Source organism: Pseudomonas sp. SC3(2021), assembly GCF_019856535.1.
Taxonomy (GTDB): domain Bacteria; phylum Pseudomonadota; class Gammaproteobacteria; order Pseudomonadales; family Pseudomonadaceae; genus Aquipseudomonas; species Aquipseudomonas monsensis.
Genome location: NZ_CP082236.1, coordinates 4,730,337 through 4,748,881 on the forward strand (window position 1 = coordinate 4,730,337; position 18,545 = coordinate 4,748,881).

Annotated in this window: 21 protein-coding genes; 12 read left to right on the top strand and 9 right to left on the bottom strand. The window is 61.1% G+C overall.

Annotation, left to right across the window (positions count from 1 at the left end; translation table 11 throughout):
• Positions 1-4 precede the first annotated feature (4 nt).
• Positions 5-322 carry a YqjD family protein gene (locus tag K5Y35_RS21105; RefSeq protein ID WP_123469003.1) on the bottom strand — a complete coding sequence of 106 codons (318 nt, stop codon included), beginning with the start codon at positions 320-322 and terminating at the stop codon, positions 5-7.
• A gap of 153 nt (positions 323-475) precedes the next feature.
• Here K5Y35_RS21105 and K5Y35_RS21110 point away from each other — a divergent pair, with 153 nt between their 5' ends.
• Positions 476-730, top strand: a complete 255-nt coding sequence (locus tag K5Y35_RS21110) for a hypothetical protein (RefSeq protein WP_038363082.1) — start codon at positions 476-478, stop codon at positions 728-730.
• Between the two features lie 6 nt (positions 731-736).
• Here K5Y35_RS21110 and K5Y35_RS21115 read toward each other — a convergent pair whose 3' ends face one another.
• Positions 737-1,651 carry a LysR family transcriptional regulator gene (locus K5Y35_RS21115; RefSeq protein ID WP_186746875.1) on the bottom strand — a complete coding sequence of 305 codons (915 nt, stop codon included), beginning with the start codon at positions 1,649-1,651 and terminating at the stop codon, positions 737-739.
• An 84-nt stretch (positions 1,652-1,735) separates the two neighbouring features.
• Between K5Y35_RS21115 and K5Y35_RS21120 the strand changes: the two genes are divergently transcribed.
• A complete protein-coding gene (locus K5Y35_RS21120) occupies positions 1,736-2,659 on the top strand; it encodes a carbon-nitrogen hydrolase family protein (RefSeq protein ID WP_222832834.1) in 924 nt (307 codons plus the stop codon).
• 21 nt (positions 2,660-2,680) lie between these two features.
• Here the strand turns inward: K5Y35_RS21120 and K5Y35_RS21125 are convergent, their stop codons facing one another.
• The 4 genes from K5Y35_RS21125 to K5Y35_RS21140 form a co-directional block, all read right to left on the bottom strand.
• A complete protein-coding gene (locus K5Y35_RS21125; protein ID WP_222832835.1) occupies positions 2,681-3,232 on the bottom strand; it encodes a GNAT family N-acetyltransferase in 552 nt (183 codons plus the stop codon).
• 52 nt (positions 3,233-3,284) lie between these two features.
• The gene (locus K5Y35_RS21130) at positions 3,285-3,758 is read right to left on the bottom strand and encodes an LEA type 2 family protein (protein ID WP_222832836.1); all 474 of its coding nucleotides are present in this window, start codon (positions 3,756-3,758) and stop codon (positions 3,285-3,287) included.
• A gap of 65 nt (positions 3,759-3,823) precedes the next feature.
• Positions 3,824-5,290: a nucleobase:cation symporter-2 family protein gene (locus tag K5Y35_RS21135; RefSeq protein WP_123468993.1), complete on the bottom strand. Its 1,467-nt coding sequence runs from the start codon at positions 5,288-5,290 to the stop codon at positions 3,824-3,826.
• Between the two features lie 275 nt (positions 5,291-5,565).
• Positions 5,566-6,459 carry a LysR family transcriptional regulator gene (locus K5Y35_RS21140; protein ID WP_123468991.1) on the bottom strand — a complete coding sequence of 298 codons (894 nt, stop codon included), beginning with the start codon at positions 6,457-6,459 and terminating at the stop codon, positions 5,566-5,568.
• 99 nt (positions 6,460-6,558) lie between these two features.
• On the opposite strand from K5Y35_RS21140, the gene K5Y35_RS21145 reads away from it, so the two are divergent.
• From K5Y35_RS21145 to K5Y35_RS21175, 7 genes are all read left to right on the top strand, one after another.
• Positions 6,559-7,650, top strand: a complete 1,092-nt coding sequence (locus K5Y35_RS21145; protein ID WP_222832837.1) for a polyamine ABC transporter substrate-binding protein — start codon at positions 6,559-6,561, stop codon at positions 7,648-7,650.
• 18 nt (positions 7,651-7,668) lie between these two features.
• Positions 7,669-8,628: an agmatinase gene (gene speB, locus K5Y35_RS21150; protein WP_222832838.1), complete on the top strand. Its 960-nt coding sequence runs from the start codon at positions 7,669-7,671 to the stop codon at positions 8,626-8,628.
• A gap of 176 nt (positions 8,629-8,804) precedes the next feature.
• Positions 8,805-9,521: a helix-turn-helix transcriptional regulator gene (locus tag K5Y35_RS21155; RefSeq protein ID WP_123469197.1), complete on the top strand. Its 717-nt coding sequence runs from the start codon at positions 8,805-8,807 to the stop codon at positions 9,519-9,521.
• A gap of 53 nt (positions 9,522-9,574) precedes the next feature.
• Positions 9,575-9,916: a nuclear transport factor 2 family protein gene (locus K5Y35_RS21160; RefSeq protein WP_222832839.1), complete on the top strand. Its 342-nt coding sequence runs from the start codon at positions 9,575-9,577 to the stop codon at positions 9,914-9,916.
• Between the two features lie 22 nt (positions 9,917-9,938).
• Positions 9,939-11,057, top strand: a complete 1,119-nt coding sequence (zapE, locus tag K5Y35_RS21165) for a cell division protein ZapE (protein ID WP_222832840.1) — start codon at positions 9,939-9,941, stop codon at positions 11,055-11,057.
• An 18-nt stretch (positions 11,058-11,075) separates the two neighbouring features.
• A complete protein-coding gene (locus K5Y35_RS21170; protein ID WP_222832841.1) occupies positions 11,076-11,657 on the top strand; it encodes a DinB family protein in 582 nt (193 codons plus the stop codon).
• Between the two features lie 181 nt (positions 11,658-11,838).
• Positions 11,839-12,336, top strand: a complete 498-nt coding sequence (locus K5Y35_RS21175) for a GNAT family N-acetyltransferase (protein ID WP_222832842.1) — start codon at positions 11,839-11,841, stop codon at positions 12,334-12,336.
• An 85-nt stretch (positions 12,337-12,421) separates the two neighbouring features.
• Here the strand turns inward: K5Y35_RS21175 and K5Y35_RS21180 are convergent, their stop codons facing one another.
• From K5Y35_RS21180 to K5Y35_RS21190, 3 genes are all read right to left on the bottom strand, one after another.
• A complete protein-coding gene (locus tag K5Y35_RS21180; protein ID WP_123468981.1) occupies positions 12,422-12,631 on the bottom strand; it encodes a hypothetical protein in 210 nt (69 codons plus the stop codon).
• A 174-nt stretch (positions 12,632-12,805) separates the two neighbouring features.
• Entirely contained in the window at positions 12,806-14,554 is a 1,749-nt protein-coding gene (locus K5Y35_RS21185) for a phosphoethanolamine transferase CptA (protein WP_222832843.1), read from the bottom strand.
• 195 nt (positions 14,555-14,749) lie between these two features.
• Positions 14,750-14,929, bottom strand: a complete 180-nt coding sequence (locus tag K5Y35_RS21190) for a DUF6026 family protein (protein WP_123468977.1) — start codon at positions 14,927-14,929, stop codon at positions 14,750-14,752.
• A gap of 274 nt (positions 14,930-15,203) precedes the next feature.
• Here K5Y35_RS21190 and gnd point away from each other — a divergent pair, with 274 nt between their 5' ends.
• From gnd to K5Y35_RS21205, 3 genes are read left to right on the top strand one after another with little or no spacing between them, the layout of a single operon-like run.
• Positions 15,204-16,184, top strand: a complete 981-nt coding sequence (gnd, locus tag K5Y35_RS21195) for a phosphogluconate dehydrogenase (NAD(+)-dependent, decarboxylating) (protein WP_222832844.1) — start codon at positions 15,204-15,206, stop codon at positions 16,182-16,184.
• A complete protein-coding gene (zwf, locus tag K5Y35_RS21200) occupies positions 16,181-17,704 on the top strand; it encodes a glucose-6-phosphate dehydrogenase (protein ID WP_222832845.1) in 1,524 nt (507 codons plus the stop codon). Before gnd ends, zwf begins: the two co-directional genes overlap by 4 nt.
• Positions 17,701-18,510, top strand: a complete 810-nt coding sequence (locus tag K5Y35_RS21205; protein WP_222832846.1) for an HAD family hydrolase — start codon at positions 17,701-17,703, stop codon at positions 18,508-18,510. Before zwf ends, K5Y35_RS21205 begins: the two co-directional genes overlap by 4 nt.
• Positions 18,511-18,545: the final 35 nt, after the last annotated feature.

Genomic DNA, 18,545 nt, shown 5'->3' on the forward strand with positions numbered 1-18,545 from the left:
TTGCTTAACGGCGGCCCAGCAACAAGCCGACCACCAGACCGAAACCGGCCGAGATGGCCACGGTCTGCCACGGATGGCCGCCGATGTAGTTCTCGGTGGCATCGACCGCCGGTTTGGTGCGATCGCGCACGCTCGATACCGAGTCTAGCGCCTGCTGCAGTTTCACAGCGATTTGTCCGCGCAGGGTTTCCGCTTCTTCGCCGATCAGTGAAGCGCTGCTTTTGAGCAGTTTGTCCGACTCTTCGATCAGAGCCTGAAGTTCGCTGAAGGCTTGATCCTTGATTTGGTCTTCGGCAGCTTGCACGGCGGATTTCCGGGCCATTGGGTGACTCCTTGCAGTTGAATGGACAGTGATCAATGGAGTATGGCGGTACTTGAAAAGTTGCACCGAATTTCTCCTGGAAGAAAAACCAGCGCCGGAGATTTACACCAAGCGTGTAAGATGTCGCCATTTTACGCAGCAGGATAATTCCCCATGAGTTTCAATCTGGCCGACAAATCCCTCGCCGAGCGCGCCGCGCTGGAAGACGAGAAATCCCGTCTGTTCGAACTCTGGCAGAACAATCTGGGCAAAGCCAAAGGCGAAGCCGCACGGTTGTTCGGTGAACGTGCCAAGCGCAAGGGGAAGTGGGCCGAATGGGTCCGCGCGGAACTGGACGGCATGTCGCCACCAGAGTTCGCCAACATGGTACGCAGTGAGGTCAACCGCTTGATGGCTGCCAACAAGTAAGCAGCCTTAATCGCGGGCGAAACAGCGAACAATCGCTTCACGCACTTTCACCACCACCGGGTCGGTCTGGGCGTTGGTGCGCCAACCCAGTTCAATCGGATAACGCGGCAAGGCCAGAGGGCAGGGCAGCACGCTCAGTCCACTGAGCGCCGCGATGCTCCGGGCGGCATGTGCCGGAATCGTCGCCACTGCCTGACTGCCCGTGAGCAGATACGGCAGCGCGGCAAAATGCGTGGTCGAGGCACAGACGCGTCGACTCAGGCCCAGCGCGGCCAGGCCCTCATCGGTAATGCCGATAAAGCCGCCGGACGACACCAGCAGGTGCTCGCGGGCGACGAACGCCTCCAGGTCCATTTGCGGCTGGCCGGGCACCAGACTCGCAGGATCGACCAGACAGGCATAACCGCCTTCACCCAATACCTGACGGCTGAGCAGACGTTCGGCAAAGCCGCCAGCGGTGATCGCCAGATCGAAATGGCGCTCCATCAGCGCCCGGGCGACGATCTGACTGTGGGTCTGACGGAAAATCAGCCGCAGTTTCGGTGCACTGTGGGCGATTTCCTCGATCAGGCGCCGGCCGTAGGCAATTTCGAAATCATCCGACAGGCCGATCGTCACTGAGCGGCCCTCGTAGTGCTCGGTGGTCGGGTCGATCATGGCCAGGCTCTGCCGACACTTGTTCAGTGCCTCGCTGACCACCGGTTTCAACTGATCGGCCTTGAGCGTCGGCGCCAGTCCGCGCCCGGTGCGCACGAACAATTGATCACCATAGACTTCACGCAAGCGGCGCAATGCCGCGCTGACGGCCGATTGGGTGACGCCCAGCCGCAGCGCTGCGCGGCTGGCACTGGATTCTTCATGCAGGGCTTCGAAGACTTTCAGCAGATTGAGGTCGACGGCAGCGATATTCATTTGGCTCATATCATTCAGCAGTGAACGGGGCTTTATTCATGATCGCGTGGCGCCGGACAATCAGCAACCTCTGAACCTGATGGAGTCACCGCGATGCCCAAATCAATTGTTGCTGCCTTGCAGATCGGCGCCTTGCCCGGTGGTAAAAGCGAAACCCTGGAACAGATCCTGAGCTGGGAAACCGCGATTATCGAATCCGGCGCAGCCCTGGTGGTGATGCCCGAAGCGTTGCTCGGCGGTTATCCGAAAGGCGAAGGCTTCGGCACTCAACTGGGCTATCGCTTGCCGGAAGGCCGTGAGGCTTATGCGCGGTATTTCGCCAACGCGATCAATGTGCCGGGCGCCGAAACCGAGGCCCTGGCCGGTCTGTCGGCGCGCACCGGCGCCCATCTGGTCATTGGTGTTATCGAACGTGCGGGCAGTACGTTGCATTGCACGGCCCTGTATTTCGATCCGCAAGCCGGGCTGCTGGCCAAGCACCGCAAGCTGATGCCGACCGGCACTGAGCGCCTGATCTGGGGCAAGGGCGACGGCTCGACGCTGCCGGTGCTCGACACCCAGGTCGGCAAGCTCGGCGCGGTGGTGTGTTGGGAAAACATGATGCCGCTGCTGCGCACGGCGATGTATGCCAAAGGCATCGAAGTGTGGTGCGCGCCGACGGTGGATGAGCGGGAGATGTGGCAGGTCAGCATGCGTCACATCGCCCATGAGGGCCGCTGTTTTGTGGTCAGCGCCTGTCAGGTGCAGGCGTCGCCGCAGGCTCTGGGGGTGGAGATTGCGAACTGGCCGGCGGATCGTCCACTGATTGCCGGTGGCAGCGTGATCGTCGGGCCAATGGGCGATGTGTTGGCCGGGCCATTGCGTGGCGAGGCCGGGTTGTTGACCGCCGAAATCGACACCGATGAACTGGTTCGCGCCCGCTATGACTATGACGTGGTCGGCCATTACGCCCGACCGGATGTGTTCGAACTGTCCGTTGACGAGCGAGCGAAACCCGGCGTGCGCTTCACCTCATGATTTGCCGCTGGCCGCAGACCTTCAGGAATGGCGCTGTTGCAGCCATTGCTCGCGGGTGATTTCCCAGATTTCCCGAGGCAGGCGGCCGGCGACGAAATCGTCTTCATCGGTTCGGATCAGGCGCATGCCGGCACGCTCGGACAGCCTGCGCGAGCCGAGGTTTGGCGCGGCTTTCGGCACGCGCATCAGCGGGCGATTGAGCGTTTTGAACCAGTAATCGGTTACCGCCACGCTGGCTTCAGTCATCAAACCCTGACCTTGCCACGCCGGCGCCAGCCAGAAGCCACGATGATTGTCCGGTTGATCCATCAGGCTGATAGCGCCGATCAACTGTTGCGGTGCGCGCTGGAGGCGAATCGACCAGTGCCACTCCTGGCCCGCCGCCACCGCTGGCAAGGCGATGTCACGCAGGTAGCTGAGCGCACCATCCTCCGGGTAGGGCCAGGGAACGGCAGCGTTCAGATAGCGCACGACCTCCCAGTGCGGGAACTGGCGTTGCACGGCTTCGGCGTCCTCCAGTTGCAGCGGGCGCAGGATCAGCCGTTCGGTGTACAGCGTCGGTGTGTCTTCCATAAACCAGCGGCCTCCATGAGTGTTCTGGACGAACGCGCAGGCTAGCGCATTTTTACCAGGTCGCGGCACTGGCCTTGGGCAGGCTGAGCTTGCCTCTGTCGACGAAACGCATGGTGCCGAACAAACCGCCGGCAAGTTTGCCGTGCAGCACGTAGGGCAGGTTATCGAGGGTTTGGGTCTGGCTAAGGCCCAGGGTCTGGCGCAACACCGAGAACGCGGAAATGCTCACCGGCACGCTGACGATGGTTTCGGAAAAACGCGGGATCGAGCCGCTCTGATCACTGACCCCCGACGCCAGTGAATGGCCGTTGACCTCCAGATCCAGGGCAATGCCGTTGTAGTCGATGGCGGTTTCGTTGGGGTTCTGCACGCGCAATTTGATCGCGAAGCGCACTTCCAGATCCTGGCTCGGTAACGGTTCGAGGCCGACCACGTTGATGTTGACCGGATCGCGGTTGGGAAACAGCGCGCAGGCACTGAGGGACAGCAGGAGCAGTGACAGAATGACAGCGTGGACGCGGCGCATAAGCGGTCTCTCAACAAAAAAGGGCTGAACCGTCGCCGGCTCAGCCCTTTTTCAAGGCGTAGCGTTCAGCGGTTCAACTGTGCGACAGCCACAGGTTGGCCAGGTTCACCTTTGGCCGCAACATCGGGGTTTTCCATGACCTGAAGAATAGAAGCTTCCGGGTCGAAGTCGTCTTCTTCCAGCTCGATGAATTCTTCTGGCAGAAAGAGGTTCAGCACGATTGCGCACAATGCGCCGACGGTGATTGGCGATTCGAAGATGTTGCGCAGTGCCTGTGGCAGTTCGCGCAGCACTTGCGGTACGGCGGCGATGCCCAGGCCCATGCCGATTGAGATCGCCACGATCAGCATGTTGCGCCGATGCAGGCCCGCCTCGGCAAGGATCTTGATCCCGGCCACGGCCACTGTGCCGAACATCACCAGCTCGGCGCCGCCGAGCACCGGTTTCGGCATCAGTTGCAGCACCGCGCCAATCATCGGGAACAATCCCAGCAGCACCAGCAGGCCGGCGATGAAAAACGCGACGTATCGACTGGCCACGCCGGTGAGCTGGATCACCCCGTTATTCTGCGCAAAGGTCACCATTGGCATGCTGTTGAACACGGCCGCCATGGCCGAGTTCAGGCCGTCGGCGAGCAGGCCGGATTTGATCCGGCGGATGTACAGCGGGCCTTTGACCGGTTGCCGCGAGATCATCGAGTTGGCCGTCAGATCGCCTGCGGCCTCCAGCGGCGACACGAGGAAAATCACCGCCACCGGCACGAACGCCACCCAGTCGAAGTTGAAACCGTACTTGAACGGCACCGGCACGCTGACCAGCGGCACCTCGGGCAGGCTGGCGAAATCCACCGTGCCCATCAGCCACGCGACCACGTAACCGAGGGTCAGGCCAATGACGATGGCACCCAGACGCAGGAAGGGCACATCGACGCGGTTCAGCACAACGATGGTGCCCAGCACCAGTGCCGCGAGGAACACATGGCTGGCTGCGCCGAGATCCGCTGCACCGAAACCGCCAGCGATGTCGGTCATCGCCACTTTGATCAGCGACAGGCCCATCAGGGTGATGATGGTGCCGGTGACCACCGGGGTGATCAGCATGCGCAATTTGCCGATGAACTGGCTCAGCACCACCTCGATAAACGCGGCGAAAAAACACACGCCGAAGATCGTCGAGAGGATTTCATCGGTGCCGCCGCCCCGGGCCTTGACCATGAACCCGGCGCTGAGAATCACGCTGATAAAAGAGAAACTGGTGCCTTGCAGGCACAGCAGGCCCGACCCGACCGGGCCGAAACGTTTGGCCTGCACGAAGGTGCCGAGGCCGGAAACGAACAGTGCCATGCTGATCAGGTAGGGAATTTCGCTGTGCAGGCCGAGGGCGCCGCCCATGATCAGGGTCGGTGTGATGATGCCGACGAAGCTGGCCAGTACGTGTTGCAGCGCGGCGAACACAGTGGCGGTGAGGTGCGGGCGATCGTTGAGGCCGTAGATCAGGTCGTTGTTGCGCGGGGCTTTTTCAGAGGCGGTCATGGTGGTTTGCGTGCCGCGAGGCGGGGCCGGGTCAGAAAATGGAGGCGCAGGATGCCGGAAGCGGTCGGCGAGGGCAACGAGCAATAACTGCCTGAAAGGTCAGGTTTTATTGGGGGAGGTGCTTATCGGCCCAACCTGACACACCTCATTGTGGCGCGGGAGCCTGCTCGCGCTCGGCGGCGCAGCAGCCGTAAATGGGGGCATGGCTGAAAAAAACCAGGGGCCGCTGCGCAGCCCGGCGCAAGCAAGCTCCCGCGCCGCACGGGGGCTGTGTGTCAGGAGAAGGCCGCGAGCAAATCCTCCTCAAACGCCTTTTGCGCATCCCCCGGCACCTGCGCGCGATGCCGGGCCAGATGAAACGCCACCTCAAAACTCAACTCTCCTTCACGTACCGGCCGCAACAGGCCTCTGTCTTGCCAGCTGCGCGCATAGTGTTCGGGCAGATAGCCCACGTGTTTGCCGGACAGAATAAAGGCCAGCGTGCCTTCCACCTGTTCCGAGCGCGCCGAACAGACCTTGCCCTGAAACGGCTCGTCACTGCGCAAAAAACGGTACGGGTGATCGACCCGGTCACAGGCGGCCAAGGCCTCGTCGCCGGGCGAAGCGTCGGTGAATAACGGATGCCCCGGTGCACAGTACAAATGCTGGGTTTCACTGAACAACTGGCGATAGTCGAAAGCGCTCTGTGCCTGAGAGAAGTAACCGATCGCCAGATCCAGCCGCTGCTGCAGTAACAGGCGCTCCATCTCACCGGGCATCGCGCTGATCAGCTCGATGCGCACCGATTCGTCGCGTTCGCGAAAACGCCGGATTGCTACAGCCACGCGTTGCAGCACGGATTGATCGACCGCCTCGGAAATGCCCAGTCGCACCTCGCCAATCAGCCGCCCGGCGACACCGTTGGATTGATGGCGAAAGGTTTCGATCGACTCGAACAGGCTGCGGATGGCAATCAACAATTGCTCACCCTTGGGCGTGACGCTGAAACCCGCCTTGCCACGGCTGCACAGGCGATAGCCGAGGCGCGTTTCGAGCCTGGCCATTTGCTGGCTGATGCTCGACTGGCTCAGGCCCAATTCACCTTGGGCGGCGCTGAATCCGCCGCACTCGACCACGCTGACAAACAGGCGCAGCAACTGCAGATCAATATCGTGAAGCTGGCCGAGCATCACATTACTCCGGGGTAAAGTCAGGATAATTATTTCGCTATTTTTCTAATGTATCCGACGGCGCATCCTGCCACCACTTCCTCCGGTCAGGTGTTCGTCATGGCTCCCGTGTTCAAGCTGTGTTTCCCCGCGCTGTTGTTGTCCGTGGTCATCCATGCCCAGGCCGAGGACAAAACCCTCAACCTCTACAGCTGGGCCGATTACGTGCCGCCGCACACCCTGCAGCGTTTCGAGCAGGAGACCGGCATTCACGTGCGTTACGACACTTTCGATACCTCCGAGGTGTTGGAAACCAAATTGCTCACCGGTGGCAGCGGTTATGACGTGGTCGTGCCGTCCTCCACTGTGTTGGCGCGCGGATTGGCTGCCGGCGCGTTGAAAGAAATCCGCCACGACGGACTCAAGGGTTACGCCAATCTGGACCCGGATCTGCTGGAAAAGCTCGCCGCCGTCGATCCCGGCAATCGCTACGGCGTGCCGTACACCTGGGGCACGCTCGGCCTGGGTATGAACGTCGAGGCGCTGAAGCAGCGGCTGCCAGATGTTCCGCTTAACAGTCTCGACCTGCTGTTCAAGCCCGAATACGCCAGCAAGCTCAAGGATTGCGGCATTGCCATTCTGGATTCGCCGCAGGAAGTCATCGGCCTGGCACTGCATTACCTCGGTAAAGATCCCTACAGCACCGAGCGCAATGATCTGGCCGCCGCCCAGACGCTACTGCAGAAATTGCAGTCGTCAGTGTTGTACGTCGCCACCGGCCGGCAGATCAACGATCTGGCCAGCGGCAACGTGTGTCTGGCGCTGACCTATAACGGCGACGCGAGCATGGCCGCCGATCAGGCCCGCAAGGCCGGCAAGCCGTTCGAGGTCGCCTACCGTATTCCACAGGAGGGCACGCTGGTGTGGCAGGACAACCTGGCCATCCCCAAAGACGCGCCGCACCCGGACGCTGCGCGAGCATTCATCGAATTCATGCTGCGCCCCGACTCGGTGGCCGAGCTGACCAATACGCTGTTCTTCGCCACCGCCAACCAGGCTGCGACGCCGCTGGTGGATGAAGCCGTGCGCAGCGACCCCGACATCTACCCGCCGGCCGCCGTGCGCGAACGGCTGTACGCCGACCGCAGCATGAGCCTCAAGGACATGCGTCAGCGCACCCGTTTGTGGACCACTTTCCGCAGCCATCAATAACAACAGGAGTAAACCGAGATGGACGTGCCCATGCAAAACGATCAGGCCATCACGCGCGACAGCCTCTACGGCACTGCCGCCGAAAGCACCTACGCCGGGATCACCAGTTTCATGCGCCGACGCTACAGCCGCGACCTGCGCGGTGTTGACGTGGCGGTCAGCGGTGTGCCGTTCGACACCGCCACCAGCAACCGCCCCGGCGCGCGTTTCGGCCCGCGCGGGATTCGCGCGGCGTCCACCGGGATTGCCTGGGAGCGCCACTGGCCGTGGACGTTCGATCCGTTCGATCATCTGGCGGTGATCGACTATGGCGACTGCGACTTCGATTACGGTTCGCCGCACAGCATTCCAGAAAGCATCGAAGCCCATGCCGAACACATCCTCAATGCCGGCAGCGCGATGCTGACCTTCGGAGGCGATCATTTCATCAGCTATCCATTGCTCAAGGCGCATGCACGCAAGCATGGCACGCTGTCGTTGATCCACTTCGATGCACACAGCGACACCTGGCCGGACGAGGCGGGCAAACGGGTCGATCACGGCACCATGTTCTGGCACGCGGCGCGGGAAGGGCTGGTCGATCCGGCGCGCTCGGTGCAGATCGGGTTGCGCACGACCAACGACGATCATATGGGATTTCAGGTGCTCGATGCGCGGCAGGTGCATCGGCGTGGCTGCGAGGCGATTGTCGAGGCCATCCGCGCCCGGGTGGGCGATAACCCGGTGTACCTGACGTTCGACATCGACTGCCTCGATCCGGCCTTTGCGCCAGGCACCGGTACGCCGGTGTGCGGCGGCTTGAGTACGGTGCAGGTGCTGGAGATTCTGGGCGGTTTGCGCGGGATCAATCTGGTCGGCATGGACGTGGTGGAAGTGGCCCCGGCCTACGATCATGCCGACCTGACCTCCCTCGCCGCAGCGACCCTGGCGATGGAAATGCTCTGCCTCTATGCGGCCCGACACAAAGTCGACGTCTGACACCCTGTAGAGACGGCTACATCCTTTACACCTGTTAAACGTAAAGGATGTAGCCGGTCTTTATCCCCACTGCCTGCTCCCACCACTGAATGCCGTTGTTCATCCAGGCTCCTGCCATTTCCTGACACCAGCCTCTGCTAAGCTGCGCGCACCTTTCCGTGCAGAGCCTGAACATCGTGTCGCGTACCACTCGTCTTTTGACTTTGCTGCAGGTTTTGCGCGGCAAGAAACGTGCGGTGACCGCCGCGAGTCTGGCGGCCGAGCTGGAAGTCTCCGAGCGCACGCTCTATCGCGACATCGCCGAGCTCACCGCGCTCGGTGCGCCGATTCATGGCGAGGCGGGCATTGGTTATGTGTTGCGCAGTGGTCTGTTTCTGCCACCGCTGATGCTCAATGCCGACGAGACCGAGGCCATCGTGCTGGGGCTGCGTTATGTCGATCAGCGTGGCGACGAGGTCTTGGGCAAAGCCGCCGCAGACGCCTTGGCCAAGATTGCCGCAGTGCTCGATCCGCAGGCCCAAGAGGCGCTGCGCAATCCGACGGTGATGCCAGGACCGCCGGGTTACGGGTTTCCGCAGAATGCCGTGGCGTTGAATGTGTTTCGTCACGCGATCCGCGATCAGGCCAAGTTGCATATCGACTATGCCGACGCCCGCCAGATGCCTAGCCAGCGACTGATCTGGCCATTAGCGCTGGGGTTTCTCAATGAGGTGCGGATCATCGTCGCCTGGTGTGAGTTGCGCAGCGCCTACCGTACGTTCCGAACCGACCGCATCAGCGCTGCCAGTGCGCAGGGCGAGCGCTATCCGGGCCGACGCAGCGACTTGCTGCGCACTTGGCGCGAGCAAATGAAACTGGATGAAAGCGGACGCTTCACTGCTGACAAAAACTGACGCAGGGCTGCTTTAGGATGGCGCCAGAACCCGACAAAAAAGGAGCTGCAATCATGTCCCATCCCGTCTCTACCCTGGCCCCGGCCATCGCGGCGTATCTCGACGCGGCCAACGCGCGTGACTCCAGCCGCGTCGCGAGTTTCTTTGCCGAGGATGCCAACGTGTTCGATGAGGGTCAGCATCAGGTCGGTCCACGCGCCATCGCGCAATGGATGCAGGACACTGCGCAACGCTATCAGCCACGGGTCGAGGTGCTGGACGTCCAGCAGCGCACCGGCAAGGTGCTGGTACACGGCCTGATCAGCGGAACGTTTCCTGGCAGTCCGGCGCAATTGCGCTACACGTTCCGTCTCAACGAACAGGGCAAAATCGCGCGGCTGGATATTTCCCTGTAGCCATCGTGGCATACTGCCGCGCATGACTTTTGACTCTCCGCTCAGCGCCTGGCAGCACGCCATCGAACACAAGGGCTTCATCCAGGATGAGGCGCAGGAACATGCCGTGTTCGCCCTGCAAAAATGCCATGAAGCCCTGCACGCCGGTGCCCGTTCGGTCACCGGCGTTTATCTGTGGGGGCCGGTCGGGCGCGGCAAGACCTGGCTGATGGACCAGTTCTATCAGAGCCTGCGGGTGCCAGCGCGGCGTCAGCATTTTCATCACTTCATGGGCTGGGTGCATCAGCGCTCGTTCCAGTTGACCGGGATCGCCGATCCGCTGCGGGCACTGGCCAGGGAACTGGCAGCGGAAGTTCGTGTGCTGTGCTTCGATGAGCTGTTCGTCAATGACATTGGCGATGCGATCATTCTCGGCCGCCTGTTTCAAGTGATGTTCGATGAAGGCGTGGTGGTGGTTTGCACCTCCAATCTACCGCCGGACGAGCTGTACGCCGATGGCTTCAATCGCGACCGGTTTGTCCCGGCGATTGCGGCGATCAAGGCGCATATGCAAGTGGTTGCGGTCAACGGTGCCGAGGATCATCGCCTGCACCCGGGGGCGATCGAGCAACGCTACTTTGTCGCCACGCCTGGCTCGGCCAGCGCCTTGGGCGACGTCTTTCAAGCCCTGACGGCCGGGCAAACGGCCCATCCGGAACCGGTGGCGGTTGGGCATCGTGTTCTGAACGTGGTGCAGGCCAGCGAGAACGTGCTCTGGTGCCGCTACGCCGACCTCTGCGAGCAGCCTTTTGCCGCGATGGATTTCATCGCGCTGTGCGACAACTATCGGGCTATTCTGTTGGGCGACGTGCCGAACCTCAGCGCTCGCAAACGCGAGGGGCGCATCGCCCGCGGTACCGAGGACGGAGCCGAGCGGGTCGTGGCGGGCGACCGTGAGCTGCCGCAATTGTCGGTTCATGACGACGGCGTGCGGCGCTTCATCGCGCTGGTCGACGAGTGCTACGACCGCAAGGTGCCGCTGTTTGTCGAGGCACAGGTGCCCATGGACGCGTTGTATACCGAGGGTTATCTGGAGTTTCCGTTCCGCCGCACCCTCAGTCGTTTGCAGGAGATGCAGTTGCAACGCTTCGCCGAAGCCTGAAGTGAGGAGGGCGCAATCATGGCGCAACCGCTGTCCCACCATCTGCTGACCCAGGCCTATCAGAATGCCTGGGCCAATCACCGCCTGGCCAAGGCCTGGTCGCAACTGCCCGACACCGAGCTGGCAGCGCCGCGAGTGAGCTTCTTCCCGAGCATTCGCCTGACCCTCAATCACATCCTCACCTGCGACTGGTTTTACGTCGATGCGCTGGAACGTGAGCTACGAGGCGCCGAGCCGCATCCCGATTGCTACGTGTTTTTCAATCAGGACGAGCCCTTCACCGATGCCGCAGCACTGCGTGAGGAGCAGACCCACGTTGACCGGCGCCTGATCGCCTATTGCGAGCAACTGCGCGATGCCGATCTCGGCCGGATCGTCACCATCGCCCGCGACACGCCGCAGCACGACAGCCGCTTGCGCCTGCTGTCGCATCTGTACGAACACCAGATTCATCATCGCGGCCAGGTGCATGCGATGCTCAGTGGTACATCGGTCAAGCCGCCGCAGCTGGACGAGTTTTTCTGCGCCGGTGAGGCCCGATTGCGGGCGCAGGACTTTGCCGAACTGGGGTGGACGGAAGAGCTGATCTGGGGCCATTGAATGGCACGGCACAAAGCCCAAGATCGGCGCATGCGGCCGCGCCTGCAGGTCACTCGGTGCAAGCGCTGCCGAATCTTTGGTTTTTTATAATTGCCGCCCTGCACACGTCCGCGTTAAGGTCGAGACAGCCTTTCAGCCCGCCCTTTGCGTGCCGGGGCTCATCATGTGTTTGGGGATGGAAATGGATTCCGCAGAAATTCTTGTACTTCAGGCCAGTTACAGCAATCCACTGCACGCCGAAGCCATCGGCATTGTGCTCAATCATTACGCCGAAGACCCAATGGGTGGCGGTCAGCCACTTGATCCCGACTTGCTGCGTCGATTGCCCGAAGAACTTGCCCGCCGTCCGCACGCCTTCAGCGTACTGGCGTTCGTGGGCGGTGAGCCGGCCGGGTTGGTGAACTGCTTCGAAGGGTTTTCCACGTTCGCCTGCAAGCCACTGGTCAACGTGCATGACGTGGCAGTGGTGAGTCAGTTTCGCGGTCTGGGGCTGAGCCAGAAAATGCTGCGCAAGGTCGAGGAAATCGCCCGCCAGCGTGGCTGCTGCAAGATCACCCTGGAAGTGCTGGAAGGCAACGCCGTGGCCCAGAATGCCTACAGCAAGTTCGGTTTTACGCCGGGCAGGTTCAACCCCGATCACGGGCGCATGCTGTTCTGGATCAAGACTCTGCAGGCATAAAAAAAGGCGCCCGCCATGGGCGCCCAACTGTCTTCTCCCGGGCCAGAGCGGAGCCACGGGAGGTCCATCGGTTGCTCGGTAAACCTCAGTTGCGATAAGACTCGGTGACTTGCGCCGTCTGATCGGCGGGAACGCGAATCTCTCTGGCGTCGGCGTCGTTCGCCTGCGCGCTTTGCGTGGTGTGGACCGGGAAGTGATCGAAGTAGTGACGCATGCGCTCGGCGCCGCCTTCGGCAAAGGCGCTGGCTGATCCGAGGGCAAGCAGCCCGGCAAGTAATACGGTGGTGGTTTTCATGGTGCCTCCTACTGAACAAGTCGGAGCCGTTCATCCATGAAGCAGAACTCGGGACTGAGTCTGTGGGCGGTTGATTAACTCGGGGTTAACACCGTTGACGGGAGGGGTAAGGCGCAGGAGAGGGTGGTTTCTGCGAGCATGAAAAAGGGGCCGGTTTCGGCCCCTTTTGTCAGGTTACTTCTGGACGATATTCGCCGGGGCGGGATCGGTTTTTTTCGGCTTCATCAGGCTGAAGTCGATCAGCGAGCGCTGTTCCGTCTGATACGGATCGCCGATCAGCAAAGGGCGAGCCTTGAAACTGTCACTGACCAGGCTCTTGCTGCGGTCCAGCTCATCGAAGCTCAGCCCGGCCATGTCGGCCCAGGTGTGGATCAGATGCGAGCTACTGTAAGGACGATCCAGGTCCGCCGCGAAGTTCCAGTCATGGTTCTCGCGCCATTTCGGCGAAGCCCAGGCCATGAACGGAATGGTATACATCGGTGCGGTCGGCTTGTTTTCGTTACGCCCCAGGGTGTTGTGGCCGGCCGAGTCGAACACGTCTTCACCGTGGTCCGACAGGTACAGCAGGAAGCCGTTTGGATCGGATTTTGCGTAATCCTTGATCAGACTCGACACGACAAAGTCGTTGTACAACACGGCGTTATCGTAGCTGTTGTAGGTCGGGACCTGGTCGTCACGCACACCGGCCGGTACACCGTTGCGATCCTGGAACTTGTCGAAGCTCGGCGGATAGCGGTACTGGTAGCTCATGTGAGTGCCGAGCAGGTGCACGACGATCAATTTGCGCTGCGCCGGATCGTTCAGGGCCTTGTTGAAAGGCTCGATCACGTCGCCGTCGTACTGGGCGGCGTTCTGGTTGCGGTTGTTGTTCAGGTACACCTGCTCGTCGGCCTGTTCGGAGAAGGTCGTGAGCATGGTGTTGCGCTTGGTCATGGTCTGCTGGTTGGTGATCCAGAAGGTCTTGTAACCGGCCTGTTTCATCATGCTGACCAGCGACGGCGTCGTCAGGTACAGATCCGGGTGTTCTTCGTCAGCGAAGGTCAGCACCTGCTGCAACGCCTCGATGGTATAGGGGCGCGGGGTGACGACGTTATCGAATACCGCCAGCTGATCCTTGAGCTTGTCCAGTTCCGGCGTGGTATTACGCGGATAGCCGTAAAGGCTCATGCGCTGACGGTTGGTCGATTCGCCGATGACCAGCACCAGGGTCTTCGGCTGATCGGCCGAGGCATCCTTGAGGTTTTTCAGCGGCGGGATCTTGCTCACGTTGTGCAGCATGCCCTGCATGTCGGCGAGGGTATCCAGATAACGGTGATAGGCCACGGCCATCTGCCATGGCACGGCTGGCTCGATGCGGGTTTCGAATTTCTCGAAGCCTTGTGCGAAGGAGCCCATGCGTATCGTCTGTTTGACCAGCGGGTAGCCGACCACGGCGACGACGATGGCGACGGCCGCCACCAGAGCGCGACCACGGGGCATGTACACCGGACGCAAGCGAGTCCACAGGAAATAGGCGAACGCGGTATGGGCGAGGAACGCGACCACCATCCACCAGGCAAAATACTGAGTCATGTATTCGCCGGCTTCGGACACGTTCGACTCGAACATGATGAAGATGACGCTCTGGGAGAATTCCTGCTGATAGATGAAGAAGTAACCCAGACTGGCCATCGAACAGGCCCACAGCACCAGGCCGATCAAGGCGGCCAGCAGTTTTGTGCGCTTGGGGAACAGCAGCATCGGTGCCAGCCAAAGCGCGCTGGTGAAGAACGCTTGGCGGAATCCGCTGAAGCCGGAGGTGCCGGTCAGCTGGATCAGCAGTTGGGTGATGCCGGAAAAATACCAGAAGAATACAAACAGCCAGATAAAACCGGCCCAGTCGAAACCTGTCGCAGTCGTTTTGCTGCGTTTGAACAATGCCATTCGGCGCTCCAGCTGACTCGTTTACAACCACCGCCGGGACATTCATGAAGCCGACGAACGAAGGCCATACGCGAAGGTACGGCCAGAATGGAGGCGGAGTATTACGAAGAGAATGTGAAAGTTTTGTGAGTTGCCGAAAGCGGCCGGGGGGTAGAGCGTAGGGAACCGCGGTGGCGGTTCCCGAGAAAAGAGGGATCAGGCGTGTGGGTGACGCTGAACGACTGGCACCGGTTTCGACTGCAGGCCGTGGGCCATCTGCAGTTGGGCCAGTTCCTGCTTCAACTGGTCGCGCTCGTCTTTCAACTGGCGCAATTCATCGCGACGGATTGTCACGTACAGGGTTTGTGGCGGCATTGCTGTGTGTACTGTGCCCATTGCTCACCTCGCAAATGGCGTGTCTCAACTGTAAGTAGCCCCCGGTTTCGAGGTGCTCACTTACTATCGGCGCCGATTTTGATTTCTTTTGCCTGTGAATGGAACTTTTTTATTTTTCATGGTCGGTGTGTCTTCGGCAGGATTCGGGGCGTTATCAGTCTGGATCGGGCACAATGCCCGGAAACTTCATCGCAACGCTCTGGACTAACCTCCATCAGTCGCGTTGGGCTATAACCAATGACACACATTTATTTGTAGTAAGGAGCATCAGCACATGCAACTCGGGATTATTGGACTGGGCCGCATGGGCGGCAATATTGCGCGGCGTCTGATGCTCAACGGTCACACCACCGTTGTTTACGACCGCAATACCGCTTTCATCGACAACCTGGTCGCCGAGGGCTCCACCGGCGTCGCCGACTTGCCGGCACTGGTTGCTGGCCTGGCCAAACCGCGCGCGGTCTGGGTCATGCTGCCGGCCGGCGCGCCGACCGAAGACACCATCAACACCCTGAGCACTTTGCTCGAAGCCGGCGACACCATCATCGACGGCGGCAACACCAACTATAAAGATGACATTCGCCGCGCCAAGGCCTTGGCCGAGAAGGGCCTGCACTACATTGACGTCGGCACCTCCGGCGGCGTCTGGGGCCTGGAACGCGGTTACTGCATGATGATCGGCGGCGACGCCGAAACCGTGCAGCGTCTCGATCCGCTGTTCGCCGCACTGGCGCCGGGCATGGGCGACATTCCGCGCACCAAGGACCGCAAGTCCGAGGATAACCGCGCCGAGCACGGCTATATCCACGCCGGTCCTGCCGGTGCCGGGCATTTCGTGAAGATGATCCACAACGGTATCGAGTACGGCATGATGGCGGCCTTCGCCGAAGGCTTCGACATCCTCAAGACCAAGTCCAGCGAACGTCTGCCGGAAGATCAGCGTTTCGATCTGAACGTGGCCGACATCGCCGAAGTCTGGCGCCGTGGCAGCGTGGTTTCATCGTGGTTGCTCGACCTGACCGCTGATGCGCTGGCGAGCGATCCTAAGCTTGACGGCTTCTCCGGCTCGGTAGCGGACAGCGGCGAAGGCCAATGGACCATCGAGGCTGCCATGGAACAAGCGGTGCCGGTCCCGGTGCTGTCCAACTCGCTGTTCTCGCGCTACCGCTCACGCGGCCAGGGCACTTTTGGCGACAAAATTCTTTCGGCCCAGCGCTTCGGCTTCGGCGGCCACGTGGAGATACCGAAGAAATGACCCATACGATCCGCAGAAAATCCAAGGCAGAACCCGCACCACCGACCACGCTGTTTCTGTTCGGTGCCCACGGCGACCTGGTCAAGCGCTTGCTGATGCCGGCGCTGTACAACCTCAGTCGCGACGGCTTGCTTGACGAAAACCTGCGGATCGTCGGCGTTGATCACAACGCCATTACCGATGAAGCCTTCGCGCAAAAGCTCGAAGACTTCATCCGTACCGAAGTGGCGGCGAAGGTCGGCAAGGGCGATCAGATGCTGGATCCGGCCTTGTGGGCCGAGCTCGCCAAAGGTATCAGCTACGTCCAGGGTGATTTCCTGGACGACAGCACTTATTCCGCGCTGGCGGCGAAAATTGCCGACAGCGGCACCGGCAATGCGGTGTTCTACCTGGCCACCGCGCCGCGTTTCTTCAGTGAAGTGGTGCGCCGACTGGGCAGCGCCGGTTTGCTTGAAGAAACTCCCGAAGCGTTCAGAAGGGTGGTGATCGAGAAGCCGTTCGGCTCCGACCTGCAAACCGCCGAAGCGCTGAACGCCTGTTTGCTCAAGGTAATGTCCGAGAAGCAGATCTACCGGATCGACCATTATCTGGGCAAGGAAACCGTGCAGAACATTCTGGTCAGCCGGTTCTCCAACAGCTTGTTCGAAGCGTTCTGGAACAACCATTACATTGACCACGTTCAGATCACCGCCGCCGAAACCGTCGGCGTTGAAACCCGTGGCAGTTTTTACGAGCACACCGGCGCACTGCGCGACATGGTGCCCAATCACCTGTTCCAGTTGCTGGCGATGGTTGCCATGGAGCCGCCGGCCGCGTTCGGTGCCGATGCGGTGCGTGGCGAGAAGGCCAAAGTGGTCGGGGCGATTCGCCCGTGGACCGTCGACGAGGCGCGAGCCAATTCGGTGCGAGGCCAGTACAGCGCCGGCGAAATCGACGGCAAGGCGTTGAACGGTTATCGCCAGGAAGCCAATGTTGCTCCGGACAGCACCACGGAAACCTATGTCGCGCTCAAAGTCATGATCGACAACTGGCGCTGGGTCGGCGTGCCGTTTTACCTGCGCACCGGCAAGCGCATGAGCGTGCGCGACACTGAGATCGTCATTTGCTTCAAACCGGCGCCGTACGCGCAGTTCCGTGACACCGAGGTCGACGAACTGCAGCCGACCTACCTGCGTATCCAGATCCAGCCCAACGAAGGGATGTGGTTCGACCTGTTGGCCAAACGCCCGGGACCCGCGCTGAACATGGCTAATATCGAACTGGGCTTCGCCTACAAGGATTTCTTCGAGATGCAGCCGTCGACCGGTTACGAGACGCTGATCTACGACTGCCTGACCGGCGACCAGACCCTGTTCCAGCGTGCCGACAACATCGAGAATGGCTGGCGCGCCGTGCAACCGTTCCTCGACGCCTGGCAGCAGGACGCGAGCGTGCAGACCTACGCCGCCGGTGAAGATGGCCCGCAAGCCGCCAATGATCTGCTGACTCGCGATGGTCGCGTCTGGCATGGTCTGGGATGAGTCAGTCGATCCGCTTTTTGCTCAGCGACATGGATGGCACGCTGTTGCTGCCTGATCACAGCCTGAGCCAGCGCACCATTGACGCCGTGCGCTCGTTGCGCGAGGCCGGCGTGTTGTTCAGCCTGGCGACCGGGCGCCCGCCGAAGGCCATGTTGCAGCAGATCGAGGCCTTGGGCGTCGATCTGCCGACCGCGGCGTTTAATGGCGGCACCCTCGTCAATCCGGATGGCAGCTTGCTGGTGGCGCATTACCTGCCAGCGCCGACGGCGTTGATTGCCCTGGCAACGTTCGCCGATCAGCCGGAGGTCGAAATCTGGGTGTTCAGCGGTGGCGACTGGCTGCTCAAGGACCCTCACGGCCCAATGGTGCCGCGCGAACAACACGGCCTCGGCTATCCGCCGGTGGTGGTCGAGAGTTTCGAGCCGTACCTGGAGCGCATCGACAAGATTGTCGCCACCAGCCACAACACGGATCTTCTGATCGAGCTTGAGGCGCGCCTGCAGGAGCAGGTTAACGGCATGGCGCAGGTCTCCCGTTCGCAACCGGTGTATCTGGACGTGACCGCGCTGGAAGCCAACAAGGGCAGCGCGCTGGCGACCATTGCCGCGCATCTTGGTATTGCGCTGGAACACACTGCTGCGATTGGTGATGGCGGTAACGACCCGGCGATGTTCCAGTGTGCCGGGCTGTCGATTGCCATGGGGCAGGCGGAAGAAGCGGTGAAGCGGCAGGCCGATGTGATTACCGGGCCAAACACTGAAGATGGCGTGGCGCAGGCCATCGAGAGATACATCCTCCCGCGCTGAACAAACGCAAAAACAACTGTAGGAGCGAGCAGGCT

What these genes read in the sequence shown, in the direction of transcription:
- K5Y35_RS21170 (WP_222832841.1), top strand. Translation starts at nt 11,076, where the DNA reads ATGGCGCAACCGCTGTCCCACCATCTGCTGACCCAGGCCTATCAGAAT.
- K5Y35_RS21105 (WP_123469003.1), bottom strand. Translation starts at nt 322, where the DNA reads ATGGCCCGGAAATCCGCCGTGCAAGCTGCCGAAGACCAAATCAAGGAT.
- K5Y35_RS21180 (WP_123468981.1), bottom strand. Translation starts at nt 12,631, where the DNA reads ATGAAAACCACCACCGTATTACTTGCCGGGCTGCTTGCCCTCGGATCA.
- K5Y35_RS21190 (WP_123468977.1), bottom strand. Translation starts at nt 14,929, where the DNA reads ATGGGCACAGTACACACAGCAATGCCGCCACAAACCCTGTACGTGACA.
- K5Y35_RS21135 (WP_123468993.1), bottom strand. Translation starts at nt 5,290, where the DNA reads ATGACCGCCTCTGAAAAAGCCCCGCGCAACAACGACCTGATCTACGGC.
- K5Y35_RS21205 (WP_222832846.1), top strand. Translation starts at nt 17,701, where the DNA reads ATGAGTCAGTCGATCCGCTTTTTGCTCAGCGACATGGATGGCACGCTG.
- K5Y35_RS21185 (WP_222832843.1), bottom strand. Translation starts at nt 14,554, where the DNA reads ATGGCATTGTTCAAACGCAGCAAAACGACTGCGACAGGTTTCGACTGG.
- K5Y35_RS21145 (WP_222832837.1), top strand. Translation starts at nt 6,559, where the DNA reads ATGGCTCCCGTGTTCAAGCTGTGTTTCCCCGCGCTGTTGTTGTCCGTG.
- K5Y35_RS21125 (WP_222832835.1), bottom strand. Translation starts at nt 3,232, where the DNA reads ATGGAAGACACACCGACGCTGTACACCGAACGGCTGATCCTGCGCCCG.
- K5Y35_RS21160 (WP_222832839.1), top strand. Translation starts at nt 9,575, where the DNA reads ATGTCCCATCCCGTCTCTACCCTGGCCCCGGCCATCGCGGCGTATCTC.
- K5Y35_RS21110 (WP_038363082.1), top strand. Translation starts at nt 476, where the DNA reads ATGAGTTTCAATCTGGCCGACAAATCCCTCGCCGAGCGCGCCGCGCTG.
- K5Y35_RS21175 (WP_222832842.1), top strand. Translation starts at nt 11,839, where the DNA reads ATGGATTCCGCAGAAATTCTTGTACTTCAGGCCAGTTACAGCAATCCA.
- K5Y35_RS21115 (WP_186746875.1), bottom strand. Translation starts at nt 1,651, where the DNA reads ATGAGCCAAATGAATATCGCTGCCGTCGACCTCAATCTGCTGAAAGTC.
- K5Y35_RS21130 (WP_222832836.1), bottom strand. Translation starts at nt 3,758, where the DNA reads ATGCGCCGCGTCCACGCTGTCATTCTGTCACTGCTCCTGCTGTCCCTC.
- zwf (WP_222832845.1), top strand. Translation starts at nt 16,181, where the DNA reads ATGACCCATACGATCCGCAGAAAATCCAAGGCAGAACCCGCACCACCG.
- K5Y35_RS21120 (WP_222832834.1), top strand. Translation starts at nt 1,736, where the DNA reads ATGCCCAAATCAATTGTTGCTGCCTTGCAGATCGGCGCCTTGCCCGGT.
- zapE (WP_222832840.1), top strand. Translation starts at nt 9,939, where the DNA reads ATGACTTTTGACTCTCCGCTCAGCGCCTGGCAGCACGCCATCGAACAC.
- speB (WP_222832838.1), top strand. Translation starts at nt 7,669, where the DNA reads ATGGACGTGCCCATGCAAAACGATCAGGCCATCACGCGCGACAGCCTC.
- K5Y35_RS21140 (WP_123468991.1), bottom strand. Translation starts at nt 6,459, where the DNA reads ATGCTCGGCCAGCTTCACGATATTGATCTGCAGTTGCTGCGCCTGTTT.
- gnd (WP_222832844.1), top strand. Translation starts at nt 15,204, where the DNA reads ATGCAACTCGGGATTATTGGACTGGGCCGCATGGGCGGCAATATTGCG.